Raw genomic sequence first — 17,985 nt, 5'->3', positions numbered from 1 at the left:
CCCCGGGGGCGCCGGATAGCGGCCTGAGAGAGCGGGGAGAGAACGGCGTCGCAGGGTGTGTCCTGCTTCCCGTCGTCCCGCCAGTCAGGAGACCGATCCATGTCGCGTGTATCCACCGGCCCCAGCGAGCAGCCGACCACCGCGCACGCGCTGCTCAAGCGCCTGCGAGAGCACGGAGTCGAGAAGGTCTTCGGCGTCGTCGGCCGCGAGGCGGCGTCGATCCTCTTCGACGAGCAGGACGGCATCGAGTTCGTCCTGACCCGGCACGAGTTCACCGCCGGCGTCGCCGCCGACGTGCTGGCCCGCATCACCGGCCGCCCGCAGGCCTGCTGGGCCACCCTGGGCCCCGGCATGACCAACCTGGCCACCGGCATGGCGACCAGCGCCCTCGACCGCTCCCCGGTCATCGCGATGGCGGCCCAGTCGGAGTCGCACGACATCTTCCCGAACGACACCCACCAGTGCCTCGACCTGGTCAGGATCGCCGAGCCGATCTCCAAGTACGCCGTCGAGCTGGAGCGCCCGCACGAGATCACCGACCTCGTCGACTCGGCCGTGACGGCCGCCATGACGGAGCCGGTCGGGCCGTCCTTCATCAGCCTCCCCGTCGACCTGCTGGGCTCCTCCGAGGGCATCGACCTCGACGCGGACCACGGCCCCGCCCGCACCCCGGCCAAGCCCATCAACGCCGTCCAGCCCGGCTGGGAGGAGGAGGCCGACCGGGCCGTCGCCCTCGTGCGCGAGGCCCGCAACCCGGTGTTCGTCGTCGGCGCCGCCGCCATCCGGGCCGGCGCGGTCCCCGGCATCCGCGCGCTCGCCGAGCGGCTGGACATCCCCGTCATCACCACGTACATCGCCAAGGGCGTGCTGCCGCAGGGGCACGAGCTGAACTACGGCGCCGTCACCGGCTACATGGACGGGATCCTGAGCTTCCCCGCGCTGGAGAACCTCTTCGGCCCCGCCGACGTCATCCTCACCCTCGGCTACGACTACGCCGAGGACCTGCGGCCGTCGATGTGGGAGCGGGGCGGGGCCAAGCGGACCGTCCGGGTCTCCCCGACCGCCAATCCCGTGCCGCGGATCTACCGCCCGACGGTGGACGTCGTCACGGACGTCCGCGCCTTCGTCGAGCACCTCGACGCCGGCACCGCCGACGTCCCGGCCAAGGACAGACACGACATCACCGCCCTGCGGGAGCGGATCGCCGAGCTGCTGGCCGACCCCGAGGGCTACGCCGACGGCATGCGCGTCCACCAGGTGATCGACTCCATGAACTCCGTCATGGAGGAGACCGCCCGCGAGGGCGAGGGCACGATCGTCTCGGACATCGGCTTCTTCCGGCACTACGGCGTCCTGTTCGCCCGCGCCGACCAGCCCTACGGCTTCCTCACCTCGGCCGGCTGCTCCAGCTTCGGCTACGGCATCCCCGCCGCCATCGGCGCCCAGTTGGCCCGCCCCGGGCAGCCCACCTTCCTGATCGCCGGCGACGGCGGCTTCCACTCCAACAGCGCCGACCTGGAGACCATCGCCCGGCTCGGCCTGCCGATCATCACCGTCGTGGTCAACAACGACACCAACGGCCTCATCGAGCTCTACCAGAACATCGGCCACCACCGCAGCCACGACCCCGCGATCAAGTTCACCGGGGTGGACTTCGTGCAGCTCGCCCAGGCCAACGGCGTCGACGGCACCAAGGCGACCACCCGCGAGGAGCTGCTCGCCGCACTGCGCAAGGGCGTGGAGCTGGGCCGCCCGTACCTCATCGAGGTCCCGGTGAACTACGAGTTCACCTCCGGCGGTTTCGGGGCGCTGAAGATCTGACATGACGCAGCCCGAGCTTCCCGCCGCCTTCGGTCTGCTGGCCTCCGCCCATCTGGGCGGGGGCCGGACCCCCACGGCCGTGTTCGCCACCCGGGGCCGGCACAGCCGGCTCTCCGAGCGGCTGGGCCCGCAGACCGTGGACGCCGTCCTGGTCCACCCCGGCGACGACTGCGCGAAGGCGCACGCGTCCGACGGGGACACCCTCGTCCTCCTCGCGGGGGAGATCTACAACCGCGACGAGATCCACGACACCCTGGGCACCCCCGTGGACGCCTCCGACGCCGAGCTGGTGTCCGGCCTGTTCGCCAAGTACGGCACCCACGCCTTCCGGGTGCTCAACGGGCGGTTCGCGGCCCTGCTCGCCACCGGCGGGCGCCTGCTGGCCGCCACCGACCACGCGGGCTCCGTCCCGCTCTACGTGCGCGCCGAACCGGGCCACGTCCTCGCCGCCACCGAGGTGAAGGCGCTGACGGCCGCCGGCAGCACCGTCCGCGGCGCTCCCCTCCCGGGGGCACGCCGCGTCCGGGGGCTCCCCGGCCTCCACCAGGTGCCCGCGGGAACCGTGTTCGACATCCGCGTGGAGACGGGCGCGGTCGCGGCGCACCGCACCTGGACGCCCCCCGTGCACCGGCGCCTCGTCGCCGAGGACGAGGCCGTCGACCGGGTGCGGGCGGCGCTGGAGGCGGCCGTGGTCCGGCGACTCCCCGGCACCCACCGCCCGCTCGTGGTGCTGTCCGGCGGGATCGACTCCTCCGCGGTGGCGGCGCTGTCCGACGGAGCGGCCACCGCCGGGATCGACACCCTCTCCATGGGCACGGACACCTCCGACGAGTTCCCGCAGGCCCGGGTCGTCGCCCGCCATCTGGGCTCCGCGCACCGGGAGATCACCGTCGCCTCCGCGGACCTGCTGACCCTGCTGCCGCACACCGTCCACGCCGCCGAGTCCCTGGACCCGGAGGTCATCGAGTACCTGCTGCCCCTCACCGCCCTGTACCGGCGGATGGGCGGACCGGCGCGCCGGGTGCTCACCGGGTACGGGGCCGACATCCCCCTCGGCGGCATGCACCGGGAGGACCGGCTGCCGAAGCTGGACACCGCCGTGGTGCGGGACATGGACACCTTCGACGGGCTGAACGAGATGAGCCCGGTCCTCTCGGCCGTGGCCGGCCACTGGTCCACCCACCCCTACTGGGACCGGGAGGTGCTGGAGACGCTGACCTCGCTGGAGGCCGGCCTGAAGCGGCGCTACGGGCGGGACAAGTGGGTGCTGCGCGCCGCCATGACCGACCTGCTGCCCGCCGAGACCGTGAACCGGCCCAAACTCGGCGTGCACGAGGGCTCGGGGACCACCGCGTCCTTCTCCGCGCTGGTCCTCCGGGCCGGCGCGGCCGAGGAGGAGGTCGCCGCGGTCAAGGGCCGGGTCGTCCGGGAGCTCTTCGACCGGACCGTGGCGGGCGGAGTCGCACCCGACGACATCGACATCGAGGAAGTCACCGGGAAGATCGTGGCAGAGGGCAGGGGATGAACGCGTACGAGCGATTCCGGGGCCGGCGGCTGGCCGTCGTCGAGTCGATGCTGCACGACGCCTTCTACAACGGCATCCACCGCGCACGGGACTTCGGCTGCGAGGTGTGGCTGCTGGTGCGGGGCGAGGAGTGGTACACCGGCGGCGGGCCGCTGGCCGAGCACCCGCTCGGCCGGGTCGACCGCGTCCTGCACGTGGACACCCACGACTGGCGCGCGGTCGTCGACGCCCTCACCGACGACGACGGCAAGCCCCTGGTGGACGGGGTGCTCTCCTTCTCCGACTACCACACGGAGGCGACCGCCCGGGCGGCCGAGGCCCTCGGGCTGCCCTCCCAGGGACTGGACGCCGTGCGCGCGGCGAACCACAAGCACCTGCTGCGCGCCGCCCTGGACGGGGACCCGGCCAACGTACGGTGGCGCCTGGTCACCCGCGCCGAGGAGCTGGACGAGGCGATCGCCCACGTCGGACTGCCCCTCGTCGCGAAGCCGCCGTCCGAGGCCATCTCCTACGGGGTCCGCAAGTGCGCCACCCGCGAGGAGGCCGTCGAGGCGTGGCGGGAGCTGTCGGGGATCCGGCGCTCCCTGCGCGGCCAGCCGCGGCCCGGGCACGTGCTCGTCGAGGAGTACGCGGAGGGCACCGAGGTCAGCGTCGAGTCCATGACCGTGGACGGCGTCACCCACTTCTTCGGCGCCACCTCCAAGTACCTCCACAAGCAGACCATGCTGGAGGAGGCCCACTCCTTCCCGGTCGCCCTCGCGCCCGGCGACTGGGACGCGCTCCGCTCCTGCGTGGACCGGGCCCTGCGCGCGATCGGCTACCGGCAGGGCCCGGCCCACACCGAGGTGATGCTCACCGAGGCGGGGCCGCGCGTGGTCGAGGTCAACCCCCGGCTGCCGGCCCACATGATCTCCACGATGGTCACCGACGTGTGCGGTACCGACCCGCACCTGGACGCCAAGCTGCTCGCCCTGGGCGTGGAGCACGTGCCCGACCGCGCACCGGGCCAGGGGGTGGCGGGAGGCGCCGCCGTCGTCGTGCTCTTCCCCGACGAGAGCGGCGAGTTCCTCCGCGTCGACGGGGTGGCCGAGGCCGAACGGCTCGGAGTGTCGGTCCGGTTCCACCACGAGCCGGGCGACCTGGTCGCCGAGCGCCTGGACAACTCGGCGTCCGTCGGCTTCGTCTACGCCCGGGCCGGCACCGCCGAGGCCGCCCTCGACACGGCGCGCGAGGCGGCCGCACTGATCCGCATCCACACCCGGAGGACGGCGACTTGAGCGGTCAGATCAACTCCAGCGTCTCGCCGCGGTACGCGCAGATCCCCACGTTCATGCGCCTGCCGCACGACCCCGCGCCCCGCGGGAAGGACGTCGTGGTCATCGGCGCCCCGTACGACGGGGGCACCAGCTACCGGCCGGGCGCCCGCTTCGGACCGCAGCAGATCCGCTGCGAGTCGGGGCTCATCCACGGCGTCGGCATCGACCGCGGACCCGGCGTCTTCGACCTGATCGAGGTGGTCGACGCCGGCGACATCAACCTGACCCCGTTCAACCAGCACATCGCGATCACCACGGCGCAGGAGCACCTGTCGGCGCTGCTCGCGGACAACTCCGCCTTCCTCATGCTCGGCGGGGACCACTCGCTCACCCTGTCCGCGCTCCGCGCCGTGCACGGCCGGCACGGTCCGGTGGCGGTGCTCCACCTCGACGCCCACTCGGACACCAATCCGGCCATGATCGGCGGCGAGTTCCACCACGGGACGCCGTTCCGGCACGCCATCGACGAGGGGCTGGTCCAGGCGGACGCCATGGTCCAGCTCGGGATCCGCGGGCACAACCCGAAACCGGACAGCCTCGACTACGCCCGGGGCCACGGGGTGCGGGTCGTCACCGCGGACGAGTTCGCGGAGCTGGGGGTCAGGGGCGCGGCCGACCTGATCCGCGAGCGGCTCGGCGACCGCCCGGTGTACGTCTCCGTCGACATCGACGTCTTCGACCCGGCCTTCGCCCCGGGCACCGGCACCCCGGCCCCCGGCGGCCCCACCAGCCGGGAGGTGCTCGCGCTGCTGCGCACCGTCGGCGAGCTCAACCCCGTCGGGTTCGACGTGATGGAGGTGTCCCCGCTGTACGACCACGCCGGGATCACCAGCGTTCTGGCCACCGAGGTCGGGGCCGAACTGCTCTACCAGTACGCCCGCGCGCACCACCCGAAGAACACGGAAGAGGAGGAGTAGGGATGGCGATTCTGGATGTCACCGAGCACCGGGAGCATCTGCTGTCGCTCGCGTCGCGGCTTCCCGCGGTGCCCCGCCAGGACCTGTACCACTTCCTGGACGTGGCTCACAAACTCGCGCAGGAGCTGCCCTACGAGATCAGCGACACGCTCGACGCCTTCAACCAGGTCGGCAACGGGGACGGCTACCTGCTGCTGCGGGGGCTCGCCGTCGAGGAGGACCACGAGCTGCCGCCCACGCCGACGAGCACGCCGGCCCCGGTCGAGCGCCGCCGGCTGAACATGGAGGCCTACCTGGCGATCCTCGGACGCCGGCTCGGCCTGCACACGGGCTACGCCGAACTGCGCGCGGGCACGGTCTACCACGACGTGTACCCGTCGCCGGGGGCGCACCACCTGTCGTCGGAGACCAGCGAGACGCTGCTGGAGTTCCACACCGAGATGGCGTACCACACCCTCCAGCCCAACTACGTGATGCTGGCCTGCTCCCGGGCGGACCACGAGCGCACGGCGGAGACCCTGGTGGGTTCGATACGCAAGGCGTTCGGGCTCCTGGACCCCGGGACGGTCGACCGCCTCTACGACCGGAAGCAGCCCTGCGAGGTCGACGTGGCGTTCCGCGGCGGGATCGAGGACCCCGGTGCGATTGCGCGGGTCAAGCCGTTGTACGGGTCCGAGGACGACCCGCTCCTCGGCTACGACCGCGAGCTGCTCAAGCCCCACGAGGGCCCGGACGCCGAGGCCGTGGCGAAGCTGTCGCAGGCGCTCGACGACGTCACCGAGGGAGTCTTCCTCACCCCCGGCGACGTGCTGATCATCGACAACTTCCGCACCACGCACGCGCGGACGCCGTTCACGCCGCGCTGGGACGGGAAGGACCGATGGCTGCACCGGGTCTACATCCGTACCAACTCGCACGGTCAGCTGCCGACCGGTGGGGAGCGCGCGGGTGACGTGATCACCTTCACGCCGCGCCGGTAGTCCCCTTCCGGGGGTGCCGGTCCCCGGGACCGCTCGCGGTCCCGGGGACCGGCACCGGCACCGCGCCGGCCGCCGGACTCCGGTGCAGCCCCAGCATCCCGAGGGAGAGCGCGAGGGTCGCGACGGTGAGCAACCACCACAGCCCGGCCGGCGCGTGGGTGAGGAAGAAGGCCACCAGCAGCGGCACGACGGCCAGCGAGAGGCCGACGAGCACCTGGTTGAAGGCCTGGTAGAAGCCGAGTTCCCGCTCGGGAGCGAGCCTCACGAGGAGCACCGACAGCGTCTGGGTGGCCAGGATCTCGCCCAGCGTGTAGATCGCCATCCCCAGGATCAGCAGCGGGAGCAGCGCCGCGAAGGGGAACGTCCCGGCGAGGCCCAGCACCGCCAGCAGGCCGGCGTGCAGCAGGCTCCCGACGGCCACGACCCGCAGCGGCGACCGGCCCTCGACCCGCCCGGTGACCGGCAGTTGGAGGAACACCATCAGCACGGTGTTCACGGCGAAGAGGAGTCCGACCGTCCAGGTGGGGGTGTGCAGCTCCTCGATCAGATAGACCGGGAGTCCCGCCTCGGTGGCGACGATGACGGTGATCAGCAGGAAGTTCGTCAGCGCGATCCACCGGAACATGCCCCGCCGCCACGGCCGGCCGGCCGTGACCGGTGCCGTGGCGCGGGAGGGGCGGACGGACGGCAGCGGGAGGTACAGCAGGGCCGTCAGCGCGAAGCTGAGGGCGTTCAGCAGGCCCATCGCCACGAAGCCCGAGCGCCCGTCGGCCGCCACGAACACGAGCCCCGCCAGCAGTCCGCCGAAGCCCATGCCCGCGTTGAGGGTCACCCGGGTGAGCGCGAGCCAGCGGCCCACCTCGCCCTCGGGGGCGATCCCGGAGGCGAGCACCGGAACGGAGACCTGCTCCGCGCGCTGGGCCACTGCCGCGACGACGGCGAGGGCGACGAAGGCGGCGACGTGGTGGATGAACAGGTAGCCGACGAACACCGCAGCCCGCAGCAGCGCCGCGCTGATCAGCACCGCCTTGGTGCCCCAGGTGTCCACCCAGCGGCCGACCAGCAGGACGGCGGGCAGGGCGATCAGCGTGGCCACCGTGAGGCCGGCGCCCACGGTGGTGAGGGAGAGGTCGGTGACGGCCACGAAGAAGAGCAGCTGGTACGGGTAGAAGAACCCCGTGCCGACGGCGTTGACCAGGGCGGCCGTGCCGAACCAGCCGACGCCTTCGCCCCGGGGGAGCGTCGGTCCCCGGCTCCCCGTGCGGTCGTTGCTCACGTGCGGTCCCCTCTGGTCGTCCGGTCCGGTCGTGCGGAGTGGCCGTCCGGTCCGGTCGTCCGGACTCAGGCGTGGATGAGGGCGCTGTCCTGCCGCAGGATCGCCTGGGCCAGGGTGCGCAGGGTGGGGCCCGGGTCGATGCCGAGCTCCTCGGCGAGCGTCCGCCGCACCCCGTGGAAGACCTCCAGGGCGTCGGCCTGGCGGCCCGAGCGGTAGAGCGCGAGCATGAGGTCGGCGTGCAGGCTCTCCCGGAGCGGGTAGCGGTCGACCAGCTCGAAGAGCTCCGAGATGACCTCCTCGTGGCGCCCGAGCTGGAGTTCGAGGGAGGCCCGGTAGTGCACCGCCGCGGTGTGCTCCTCCTCCAGCCGGGTGGCGCAGCCGCGCAGCCCCTGGTACGTGATGTCCGCGAGGGCCGGGCCGCGCCAGAGCTCGTGGGCCGAGCGCACCAGCCGGGCCGCCTCGTCGATCCGGCCCCGGCGCTGCGTGTCGCGGGCCGCGGCGATCTTGGCGCGGTGGTGCGCCACGTCGACCGAGCAGAAGTCGCCGTTCAGGCGGTAGCCGGTGGCGCAGGACTGCACCGCCTCGGCGGGCCCGCCGGCGTTGACGAGGGCGGTGCGGAGCATCCAGATGCTCGTCTGCACCTGTCCCATCGCCGTACGGGGCGGCATGTCGTACCAGATGGCCCTGATCAGGTGATCGGTGGGCACGACGCGTCCCGGCTGGAGCGCCAGCGCGGCCAGGATCCCGCGCTGACGGCGGCCAGGGACGGGCACGGGCGACTCGCCGACGCGCACTTCCAGCGGGCCCAGCACTGCGATGCGGACTAACGGGGAACCGCTCTCACCGTCAACAGCGTTCATTCCGATCCTCCCCCGAGGTTGCGCGCGTCGACTGGGAATGAGTGGTGCGTGAGAAGTAGACGGAGTGTGTAAGGGTCATGTCAATGGACCCCGGTCGGCGTCGAAGTATTGGCTGGATTGATCGGGGGTGGTACGCCGACCGCCCGGGTGCGCCGGGGTGCGCGCCGTGCGCGGGCGCGCACCTCTGGATCAGGCGTGTCCGCGGCGCGGGGGAGGGTGCGCCGCGGGTCGAGGCGGGGCCGGCGGGTCCGTCCGCGTGGTCGAAATGGCGGGGATGCCAGTGCGTTCTCGGACAATCGCAATCCCGCCCCGGTGTTCGAGTTGTGAAGGGTGGACCAGGGTGGTTCCGAGTGCCTATGCGTGCCGTTCGATGGATCGACACTCTGGCGCGAACTCGCGTTCGGGTGCCCGGGGACCGCGTGCGCCGGACCGGAGATCCGAAATGACCGAAAGAATGCGTATCCGTTTCCGCCCTGTGTAGCTTCCACCGCAGGAAGCGGACGGAGGAGGGGCGCATGCGACAGCGACGGCGGACGGTCCTCAAGGGAACCGTGGCGCTCGGCTCAACTGCACTGATGGGCCGGGCACAGCCGCACCGGACCGGCTCCGGCAGCCGGCGCACGCCGCCCGAGGGGCTGACCCTCCAGTGGCTGGGGGTCGCGGGATGGGAACTCCGCTTCGGGGACGCCCGGCTGCTCTTCGACCCGTACCTGAGCCGCATGCCCTTCCAGTCGCCCGACGGATCGGTCGACCCCTCGCTCCCCCTGCGGCTCGACCCGAAGGCCGTCACGGCCGTCGCCGAGCGGAACCTCGCGGGACCCCCCGACCTGATCCTGGTCAGCCACGGCCACTTCGACCACCTCGCGGACGTGCCACAGCTGCTGGGCCACCCCGACTGGGCCGGGCACCGGATCCGCACCCTCTGCGACGAGACCGCCGACCACCTGCTCGCCGCCATGGGCGCCCCGGACCGCCGGCTGGCCGACGTGATCCGGGTCCGCGGCGGCGAACACCTGCGGTTCCCCGGCTTCACGGTCGAGGTGCTGCGCAGCCTGCACAGCCAGTTCAGCGACCACGGCTACTTCGCCCCCGGCACGCACGTCGGCCGGCCGCGCACCCCCCGGACCCTCGGCGACCTGGTCGAAGGGGCCACCCTCGCCTACCAGGTGTCCTTCGACGACGGCCCGTCCGTCTACCTCTCCGGGACGAGCAACCTCGCCGAACGCGAACTCACCGGACTGCGGCCGGACATCGCCGTCGTCGGCATGACCTCGCACAGCGCCGTCCACCGCTACCCGCAGCGGCTGCTCGGCGTGCTCGGCGACCCGCCGCTGCTGCTGCCGAGCCACCACGACGACATGCTCTCCCCCCTGCTCCCCACCGCCGCGCCCACCGGACGCTCGGCCGCCGCGACCGCCCTGGAAGAGGCCGCCGCGGCCCGCGGCGCGGGCGGAACACGGGTCCTCGACCCCGTACCCCTGCGGCCCTTCGGCCTGACCGCGCCCGCGGGGCGCTGACGGTCCGGGCCGCGTCCGTCTGCGGCCCGCGTACCGCCTCCGGCGGGCCGCTCTCGCCGTTCTCTCCGCTTGCTCTCCCTCCCCGCCCCTGAGCGGAGTCCGCTCCTCACGCCCTCCACCACGCTGACGTGCGCCGACGCCGGGAGCGCCGCCGCGCCACCGCCCCGGAGCGCCGCCGGAACCAGTCGGCGCCCGACGCGCGGCGGCTACCTTCGGCACGGCCCGCGAGCGGGGGCGAACGCGCGGAGCGAGAGGCGGGGATCAGCCGTGGCGGACCAGAAGGTTCTCGAAGCGCAGCAGTGGGTGAACGCCACCTACGGGAGCGTGGCGGGCTACGCACGCTGCCCCGAGGACGGCCGCACCGGCTGGTCCACCATGAACTCCCTGATCATGGGCCTCCAGCACGAGCTGGGCATCAGCCCGGTGGTCGCCAGCTTCGGCCCCACCACCCTCGGCAAGGTGGCGGCCCTCGGCGAGATCGGCTTCGGCTGGGACCGCAACCGCAACATCGTCGCGATCCTCGAACACGGCCTGTTCTGCAAGGGCTACTGGGCCGTCGAACCCGACAGCTACGGCTGGTACACCGGCGTCACGCGCCAGGCCGTCAAGGACCTCCGCGCCAACATGGGCGTCCCCGAAGGCGACGGGACGGTCGACGCCAAGCTCTTCAAGTGCATCCTCAACATGGACGCCTACGTCGTCGTCGCCGGCGGCACCGACAAGATCCGCGGCATCCAGCGCTGGCTCAACGGCCGCTACTGGCAGCGCGACGCCTACAGCATCGGCCCCGCCGACGGCATCTACTCCCGGGACGTGCAGAAGGCGCTGATGATCGCCGTCCAGTACGAACTGGGCATCGCCTCCCCGAACGGCAACTTCGGCCCCGCCACCCAGTCCGGACTGCGCGGCAGGAACCTCGGCCCCGGCGACTCCGGCGTCTTCGTCGAACTGTTCTCCGCGGCCTGCGTGTTCAACGAGCCGATCGGCGACTACCGCACCAACCAGCGCAGCAGCTACGACAGCGCGCTCTCGGACTACGTGAAGGCCTTCCAGCGCTTCTCGCAGCTCGACGCCAACGGCCGCGCCGACTACCCGACCTGGGCCCAGCTCCTGGTCTCCATGGGCGACCCGGACCGCCCGGCCGGCGGCTCGGACACCCGGTTCGAGATCACCGCCGCACGGGCCCGGTGGCTGTTCGACAACGGATACCGCGTGGTGGGCCGCTACCTCTACGACCCGCCGGGCTCCACCCTGGACAAGGAGATCAAACCGGGCGAGCTCCGCACGCTCTTCGACAACGGGCTGCGGGTCTTCCCGATCTACCAGGACAACGCCCGCCAGCTCTCCGACTTCACCTACACCCAGGGCTACCAGCACGCCCTGAACGCCCACCGGCTCGCCTCTGGATACGGCTTCAACCGGGGCACCGTCCTCTACTTCGCGGTCGACTACGACGCCACCCAGGACGAGATCGACTCGGCCGTCGTGCCGTACTTCCAGGGCGTCTCCGCCGGACTCGCCGGCCAGGGCAAGAAGTACGTCCACGGCGTGTACGGCTCGCGCAACGTGTGCATCAACGTCACCGACAAGACCTTCGCACGGCACTCGTTCGTGTCCGGCATGTCCTGGGGCTTCTCCGGAAACCTCGGCTTCACCCTGCCGGCGAACTGGTCGTTCAACCAGATCAAGGAGTTCCAGGTCGTCAACGGGACGGACACCTTCGACCTCGACCGCGACGTGTGGCGCGCCGGAAGCGACCCCGGCACCGGCTCCGTCAACGACCCCTCCGGGCCCGCCGACGCCTTCATCGCCTACATCGAGCGGCTGTACGACCTGGCCGTCGCCTACGGCTCCCAGGACCGCAGCCCCTCTCAGCTCGTGATGGAGTACGTCCGGCACTCCGAGTACGGCAACAAGGACCCGCTGAACGAGCTCGGCTGGTGGTTCCTGATCGGCGGCTACGACGAGGGCTTCGTCTCCTACGCCGACGCCCGGGGCATGTCGGTCATGAAGGAGTTCAAGGACCCCTTCACCGGCTACGACCTGGGCGCCGAACACCTGATGGCCACCGCCAACGGCCACTTCCTCACCCCCCAGGACGCCAACCGGAAGACCGCCAACGGCGGGGACGTCGCCGGCTGGGGCGGCGACCTGATGACCTTCTTCGCGGACTGGCGCAACTCGGAGGAGCAGTACGCGTCCGGAAGGGCCTTCTGCGCGGCGAAGCTGGCCGTGCCGAACGTGGCGTCGTCCTTCGGGTTCAGCGACATGATCGAGGACGCCGACGGCTATCTGCTGGCGCGCGCGGTGCGCGGCGGGAAGACCATCGTCCAGGCCGTGCGGGACCACTACGACGGGGGCGGCGGCCTGCGCCGGTTCAACGACTTCTTCGCGGGCCGCTGGGGGACCTCGGAGGACTGCAAGGCCGCCGCCCACAACGTGCTGACCGCGGCCGACCTCACCCTCGGCCTCGCACGGAAGCAGCTCATCATGATGGCCGGCGCGATGCTGCCGTCGGTCCTGCAGAACCTGCCGGGCGGTTCCGACAAGCTGGACTCGTTCGAACTGGGCTTCGTGGACGCGATCCTGGCGCGGACCGGGATGGAGAGCCGGTCCCTGACCGCGTACCGGGCGAACCACGCGAGGTACCTGCGCGCCGCCCGGACCCGGAGGGCCGCCCGCACGACAGGGCGTCCGGAGAACTGACGGGCGGGAGCGCGCGAGGTGAGGGAACTCCTGGTACCGACCGTGGCGGTGCTGCTCGCCGCCTGGTGCGCGTGGAGCGTCCTGAGCGCCGTCGTCGCGCTCAAGGGACTGGCCACCGGCGCGTGGCGGCGCCCGCGGTGGTGGGTGCACATGACGTCGGCGCTGCTCTTCCTCGCCGCCCTGGCCTGGCTGAGGGGCGCGCTCGCCGGAGGACTGGACACGGAGAAGCTGTGCCGGTTCTCCCACCACACCGTGTACGACCCCGCCTACCGGGAGCGGCACCCGCAGGAACCGTGGCGGCTGTTCCCGCTGCACAACCGATGCAACGCGAGCCACGACCTCGTACCCGCCTGGGTGAATCCCACCGTGGGCATCCTCGCCGTCTGCACCCTCGCCGCGCTCTGCGGCACGGTGTGGTCGCTGACCGTTCGGAGGAAGAGACATGACGGAACGCGTTGACCGTCGTCGCGTCCTGGCCGCCGGCGCCGCCCTGGGCGCCGCCACGGCCCTCGCCCCGGTGCTCCCCGGGCCGGCGCGGGCCGCGGACGGGCGCCGGGACACGGCCTGGCACGGGACGCGGTCGGCGAACGGATGGCCGGTCCTGGAGCGGGCCGAGGACTTCGCCGTCGAGGGCTCCGGCCGCACGGTCCGGCTGGCCGCGGGGCCGCCGGCGGTGCTCCTGCTCCACGTGGCCCGCCGCTTCCACTACGAGATAGACCGGCTCCGCGAGGACGACCTGCGCGGGCACACCCGCTCCCGGAGCGTCCTGCATCGGTACGAGTCGGACCACCTGTCCGGCACCGCCCTCGCGATCCGGCCCCGGGCCTATCCGGTGGGCGTGCGGGGCGGCCTCTATCCGCGGGAGCTGATCGTCGTCCGCGACATCCTGGCGGAGCTGGAGGGCGCGGTGGTGTGGGGCGGCGACTTCAGCGTCCCGAAGGAGTCGCACTTCGCCCTCGCGTACGGGCCCGGGCACCGGAAGGCGGCGGCCGTCGCGGCGAGGATCCGGGAGTGGGACGGCGGCCCCGGCGGCAAGGGGGCCGGGGCCACGGACGCCTTCGACCCGGAGCGCCGGGCCGGGGCCCGGGCCTTCGCCCGGTCCGCCGCCCGGGGCTGAGCGGGCGGCGGACCGGGGCTGATCCGGGGCGGCCGCGACCCGGCCGAGGGCCGTGGCCGGGTCCGTCGCGGCTCAGCCCACCGGGTCCCCCGGCCGCACCCGGTGGGCCTCCAGGCCCGGGGTGGTCAGGATCTGGGCCACCAGCGCCTCGGAGCCGCCGACATAGGTGCTGACCAGGTCGACGTCCCCGCCCAGGCACCAGGCCCGGTCCGCGGGCCACCACAGGTCGGGCAGCTCCGCGAACTCGTCCAGGAGCAGCGGGGACACCGCGTCGGCGAGCGGGCCGGCGAGCAGCAGCTCGTCCCGGCCCGGCGTCTCGAAGGTGGGCACCCCGGTGAAGTCCCAGCGGCCGTAGCCCTCCCAGAGCCCGAACCAGCAGCGCTCGGAGGTGCGGGTGTGCCGGGCCAGGACGGGGATCAGGGCGTCGGCGACCTCCGGCGGGGTCGGTCCCTCCGCCGGATGCTCGTCCCACACGCCGGGCAGCCCGTACTCGGCGGCGTTCTGGTAGTCGACGTCCGCCCCGATCAGCTCGTACCACCGGGTGCCGGGCCCCACCGCGCGCCCGTGGGCGGCCCCCACCGCCGACCACTCCACCGGGCGCTCGCCCAGGGACGCCGGATGCAGCACCCGCGCGTACGCGGCGAACCCCGGCGCGGCGACTCCCGCCACCGTGCCGAAGTCGCCGTGCCCGGGGAAGCGTCCGGTCAGCCAGTCGGCGGGACCGAGATCGGCGCGCTGCACCCGCAGCCGGCCGTACAGCTCGGGGCCGGGGGCGCGCTGTACCAGGCGGAATCCATCCATCGGACCAGTGTCCTCGAACCCGGTGGTGCGGCGCGCCCCGGCCCGCCCGATCTCGTCGGGCAGGTGGCCGCTAGCGGTCCAGGACCGCCTTCAGGACCCGGCGCAGTTCCGCCGCGGGATCCTCCGACGGCCCCTCGGAGCGCCAGGCGACGAACCCGTCGGGGCGCACGAGCACCGCGCCGTCCGGGCCGACGCCGTGGACCTCCGCCCAGTCGATGTCGCTGGCCACGGGGGACAGCTCCGCGTCGGCCCCGCCGCCGATCCGGTACGAGGCCACCGGCACGGCCAGCTCCTCGGCGAGCTCCGTCGCCGCGCGGTGCCAGCCGCCGGTGCCGGCCGCCCCGCTCAGGAGCACCGGCGTCCGCTCGTACAGGTCCAGGGTGGAGAGCCGGGTGCCGGCCCGGTTCAGCCACAGGTGGGGAGCGCGGCTCCCGGGCTCGCCGGTCAGCCGCAGCCCGTCGGGCACGACCGGGAGCGTCGGGTCCGCGCCGTGGACCGCGCCCTGCGGATAGCGGTACCCCAGGGCCACGTTGAGGACGCCGCCCCGCCGCCCGCCGGGACCGCCGCCGGCACCGGGACCCCCGGGACCGCCAGGGCCCCCGGGGCCTCCAGCGCCTCCAGGCCCCCCGGCGCCCGCCTCCGGGCCCGGCGTGTACCCGGGGTGGCTGTGCTCGACCGAACGCGACGAGGCGCGGGCGCTCGTCGCCTCCGCGACCGGCCGCCGCTCCGCGTCGTACGACGCCAGCAGGCCCGGCCCGGCCCAGCCGCCCAGCACCGCGGACAGCTTCCAGGCCAGGTTGTGGGCGTCCTGGATGCCGGTGTTGGAGCCGAACGCCCCCGTGGGCGGCATCTCGTGCGCCGAGTCGCCGACGAGGAACACCCGCCCGTCCGCGTACCGTTCGGCGATCCGCTCGGCCGCGTGCCACGGCGCCCGGCCGGTGATCTCCACATGGAGGTCCGGCACGCCCACGGCCCGCCGGATGTGCTCCCGGCACCGCTCGTCGGTGAACTCCTCCAGGGTTTCCCCGTGTTCGGGATGCCAGGGCGCGTGGAACACCCAGCGCTCCTCGTTGTCCACCGGAAGCAGCGCCCCGTCGGCGTCCGGGTTCGTCAGGTAGCAGACGATGAAGCGCCGGTCGCCGACGACGGCCGCGAGATCGCGGGACAGGAACGTGACGCTCACGTTGTGGAACAGGTCGCCCGGACCCGTCTGCCCGATGCCGAGGCGCTCGCGGATCGGGCTGCGCGGGCCGTCCGCCGCGACGAGATAGTCCGCCCGGATGGTCGTGTGCTCGCCCGTCTCCCGGCTCTTGACCTGCGCGGTCACCCCTTCGGCGTCCTGCTCGAAGGACATCAGCTCGGTCGAGAACCGCAGGTCCCCGCCCAGCTCACGGGCCCGCTCCAGCAGCACCGGCTCCAGGTCGTTCTGGCTGCACAGGCACCAGCCGGCCGGGCTGAACCGGGCCACCCCGCCACCCGGGTCGATCTCCTTGAACAGCCACTCGCCGACGTCACCCACCAGGCTCGGGGTCTGCAGGATGCCGTTGTTGCCCGACAGGACCGACGCGGCCTCCTCGATGCGCCGCTCGACCCCGGCCGTCCGGAACACCTCCATGGTGCGCACGTTGTTGCCGCGCCCCCGGGGGTGGATCGAGGTGCCCGAGTGGCGCTCCACGAGCACGTGCGGCACGCCGAGGCGCCCCAGGAACAGCGAGGTGGACAGGCCCACCAGCGAGCCGCCGACGATGAGGACGGGCGTGCGCTCACCGGCCTCGCCGTCCGCTTCGAATCGGTTCATCGATCGCCTCCAGCGTCACCTGCGACGCGAGTCAGGGGATGGGATGCACATGCATGCCCTCCGGGGCGCCGGTTCCCGCGTTCGGGGCACCCGAATGACGCGCCGTTCACTCATCCGCCCCGTGGGACTCGCGTGGACCGGTTCACCTGCCAAGGATCGGCACATGACGACCCCGGCCCAGCGAGAAGAGGAACGCCGGATGACCATGACCCTTCCAGGACGCGTGTCGCAGTCGGCCTTCGACGGTTCGAGACTGCGGGTGATCCTCCTGCTCGACCTGTACGAAGGCGCCCAGCAGCAGTTCCTGGAGGCGTACGAGCTCATGCGCCGCCAGGTCGCCTCCGTCCCCGGTCACATCAGCGACCAGCTCTGCCAGTCCATCGAGAACCCCTCGCAGTGGCTCATCACCAGCGAGTGGGAGAGCGCCCCGCCCTTCCTCGCCTGGGTGAACAGCGAGGAGCACGTCGAGACCGTCAAGCCGATGCACAGCTGCGTCCGGGACACCCGGTCGATGCGCTACAGCATCCTCCGCGAGACCGGGCCCCGGCAGCAGGCCGTCCCCGAGTCCGCGCCCGCGGACACCGAGGTGGCCGCCCGGGTCGGCGACGGGGTGGCCCGCCACGCCCTCACCTTCACCGTCAAGCCCGGCTCCGAGTCCAAGGTCGCGGAGCTGCTGGCCGGGTACCAGTCGCCCAAGGCCCAGGTCGACGAGACCACCCGGCTGCGCCGCACCTCGCTCTTCATGCACGGCAACCGCGTCGTGCGCGCCGTCGAGGTCGAGGGCGACCTCCTCGCCGCCCTGCGCCACGTCGCCCGCCAGCCCGAGGTCCGGGCGGTCGAGGAGGCCATCAACCCGTACCTGGAGCAGGACCGCGACCTGACCGACCCCGAGTCGGCACGGGTCTTCTTCACCCGCGCGGCGCTCCCCGCCGTCCAGCACGTGGTGGCGTCCCGGCCGGCCCCCGCCGACCTGCGGCGGCACGCGCTGTACTACCCGGCCAAGGAGGGCCGCGGGATGGAGCTCGCCCGGCTGCTCGCCCACCAGGACCAGGCCGCGGCGGCCGACCCGGACAGCCCCGTCTACAGCAGCACCGTCTTCCAGCGCGACGACATCGTGGTCCGCCTCGTCGACAGCGCGGGCGACCTCGACCGCGACCCCGTCGCCGCGCTCGGCCTCACCGGGCCCGGCAAGGCCGCCGAGCTGGAACGCCTCCTCGACGGCGCCGCGATCGGCGTCGAGGGCTCCCTGGAGACGGAGCGCAACCTCAACCGGCTCCTCTCCCACGCCGACATGCTCCCCGTCACGGACCGCAGCTCGACGGACTCCTGAACGGAGGCGGCGGCCCGGCTC

The 17,985-nt window shown here is 72.9% G+C and carries 14 protein-coding genes; 10 read left to right on the top strand and 4 right to left on the bottom strand.

Going from position 1 to position 17,985, the window contains the following annotated elements; genetic code table 11:
• The first annotated feature begins 99 nt into the window (after window positions 1-99).
• Genes ABD981_RS09705 through cs1 form a run of 5 tightly spaced genes read left to right on the top strand, consistent with a single transcriptional unit; the run spans window position 100 to window position 6,559 of the window.
• Complete coding sequence (locus ABD981_RS09705; protein WP_046906684.1) at window positions 100-1,821, top strand: thiamine pyrophosphate-binding protein; 1,722 nt, start codon at window positions 100-102, stop codon at window positions 1,819-1,821.
• A 1-nt stretch (window position 1,822) separates the two neighbouring features.
• Entirely contained in the window at window positions 1,823-3,346 is a 1,524-nt protein-coding gene (locus ABD981_RS09700) for an asparagine synthase-related protein (RefSeq protein ID WP_046906683.1), read from the top strand.
• Window positions 3,343-4,623, top strand: coding sequence for an ATP-grasp domain-containing protein (locus ABD981_RS09695; RefSeq protein WP_046906682.1), 1,281 nt, complete (start codon window positions 3,343-3,345; stop codon window positions 4,621-4,623). The genes ABD981_RS09700 and ABD981_RS09695 overlap by 4 nt, the downstream gene beginning before the upstream one ends.
• Before the next feature lie 53 nt (window positions 4,624-4,676).
• Window positions 4,677-5,579, top strand: coding sequence for an agmatinase (speB, locus tag ABD981_RS09690; protein ID WP_046906806.1), 903 nt, complete (start codon window positions 4,677-4,679; stop codon window positions 5,577-5,579).
• Between the two features lie 2 nt (window positions 5,580-5,581).
• A complete protein-coding gene (gene cs1, locus ABD981_RS09685) occupies window positions 5,582-6,559 on the top strand; it encodes a clavaminate synthase Cs1 (RefSeq protein ID WP_046906681.1) in 978 nt (325 codons plus the stop codon).
• On the opposite strand, the gene ABD981_RS09680 is transcribed toward cs1, so the two are convergent.
• Together ABD981_RS09680 and ABD981_RS09675 are read right to left on the bottom strand one after the other, a co-directional pair.
• Entirely contained in the window at window positions 6,543-7,835 is a 1,293-nt protein-coding gene (locus tag ABD981_RS09680) for an MFS transporter (protein ID WP_165590912.1), read from the bottom strand. The genes cs1 and ABD981_RS09680 overlap by 17 nt on opposite strands.
• A gap of 65 nt (window positions 7,836-7,900) precedes the next feature.
• The gene (locus tag ABD981_RS09675) at window positions 7,901-8,695 is read right to left on the bottom strand and encodes an AfsR/SARP family transcriptional regulator (RefSeq protein ID WP_046906680.1); all 795 of its coding nucleotides are present in this window, start codon (window positions 8,693-8,695) and stop codon (window positions 7,901-7,903) included.
• 515 nt (window positions 8,696-9,210) lie between these two features.
• Between ABD981_RS09675 and ABD981_RS09670 the strand changes: the two genes are divergently transcribed.
• The 4 genes from ABD981_RS09670 (at window position 9,211) to ABD981_RS09655 (ending at window position 14,035) form a co-directional block, all read left to right on the top strand.
• Window positions 9,211-10,212: an MBL fold metallo-hydrolase gene (locus ABD981_RS09670; protein ID WP_046906679.1), complete on the top strand. Its 1,002-nt coding sequence runs from the start codon at window positions 9,211-9,213 to the stop codon at window positions 10,210-10,212.
• Window positions 10,213-10,479: 267 nt separating this feature from the next.
• On the top strand, window positions 10,480-12,918 hold the full coding sequence (locus ABD981_RS09665) for a glycoside hydrolase domain-containing protein (protein WP_046906678.1): 2,439 nt from the start codon (window positions 10,480-10,482) through the stop codon (window positions 12,916-12,918).
• 18 nt (window positions 12,919-12,936) lie between these two features.
• Window positions 12,937-13,377 carry a hypothetical protein gene (locus ABD981_RS09660; RefSeq protein WP_123954310.1) on the top strand — a complete coding sequence of 147 codons (441 nt, stop codon included), beginning with the start codon at window positions 12,937-12,939 and terminating at the stop codon, window positions 13,375-13,377.
• On the top strand, window positions 13,361-14,035 hold the full coding sequence (locus ABD981_RS09655; protein ID WP_046906677.1) for a hypothetical protein: 675 nt from the start codon (window positions 13,361-13,363) through the stop codon (window positions 14,033-14,035). The genes ABD981_RS09660 and ABD981_RS09655 overlap by 17 nt, the downstream gene beginning before the upstream one ends.
• 72 nt (window positions 14,036-14,107) lie before the next feature.
• Here ABD981_RS09655 and ABD981_RS09650 read toward each other — a convergent pair whose 3' ends face one another.
• The gene (locus ABD981_RS09650; RefSeq protein WP_046906676.1) at window positions 14,108-14,836 is read right to left on the bottom strand and encodes a hypothetical protein; all 729 of its coding nucleotides are present in this window, start codon (window positions 14,834-14,836) and stop codon (window positions 14,108-14,110) included.
• A 70-nt stretch (window positions 14,837-14,906) separates the two neighbouring features.
• A complete protein-coding gene (locus ABD981_RS09645) occupies window positions 14,907-16,634 on the bottom strand; it encodes an FAD-dependent oxidoreductase (protein WP_046906675.1) in 1,728 nt (575 codons plus the stop codon).
• Between the two features lie 163 nt (window positions 16,635-16,797).
• Here ABD981_RS09645 and ABD981_RS09640 point away from each other — a divergent pair, with 163 nt between their 5' ends.
• Complete coding sequence (locus ABD981_RS09640; protein WP_382748548.1) at window positions 16,798-17,964, top strand: SchA/CurD-like domain-containing protein; 1,167 nt, start codon at window positions 16,798-16,800, stop codon at window positions 17,962-17,964.
• Window positions 17,965-17,985: the final 21 nt, after the last annotated feature.

It is taken from the genome of Streptomyces showdoensis, from assembly GCF_039535475.1.
In the GTDB taxonomy this organism is placed as follows: Bacteria; Actinomycetota; Actinomycetes; order Streptomycetales; family Streptomycetaceae; genus Streptomyces; species Streptomyces showdoensis.
This window is presented reverse-complemented; position numbering and strand designations above follow the sequence as displayed.

Coding starts and splice junctions, on each gene's coding strand:
- ABD981_RS09675 (WP_046906680.1), bottom strand. CDS start 8,695: ATGAACGCTGTTGACGGTGAGAGCGGTTCCCCGTTAGTCCGCATCGCA.
- ABD981_RS09695 (WP_046906682.1), top strand. CDS start 3,343: ATGAACGCGTACGAGCGATTCCGGGGCCGGCGGCTGGCCGTCGTCGAG.
- ABD981_RS09670 (WP_046906679.1), top strand. CDS start 9,211: ATGCGACAGCGACGGCGGACGGTCCTCAAGGGAACCGTGGCGCTCGGC.
- ABD981_RS09650 (WP_046906676.1), bottom strand. CDS start 14,836: ATGGATGGATTCCGCCTGGTACAGCGCGCCCCCGGCCCCGAGCTGTAC.
- ABD981_RS09705 (WP_046906684.1), top strand. CDS start 100: ATGTCGCGTGTATCCACCGGCCCCAGCGAGCAGCCGACCACCGCGCAC.
- speB (WP_046906806.1), top strand. CDS start 4,677: ATGCGCCTGCCGCACGACCCCGCGCCCCGCGGGAAGGACGTCGTGGTC.
- ABD981_RS09700 (WP_046906683.1), top strand. CDS start 1,823: ATGACGCAGCCCGAGCTTCCCGCCGCCTTCGGTCTGCTGGCCTCCGCC.
- cs1 (WP_046906681.1), top strand. CDS start 5,582: ATGGCGATTCTGGATGTCACCGAGCACCGGGAGCATCTGCTGTCGCTC.
- ABD981_RS09640 (WP_382748548.1), top strand. CDS start 16,798: ATGACGACCCCGGCCCAGCGAGAAGAGGAACGCCGGATGACCATGACC.
- ABD981_RS09645 (WP_046906675.1), bottom strand. CDS start 16,634: ATGAACCGATTCGAAGCGGACGGCGAGGCCGGTGAGCGCACGCCCGTC.
- ABD981_RS09655 (WP_046906677.1), top strand. CDS start 13,361: ATGACGGAACGCGTTGACCGTCGTCGCGTCCTGGCCGCCGGCGCCGCC.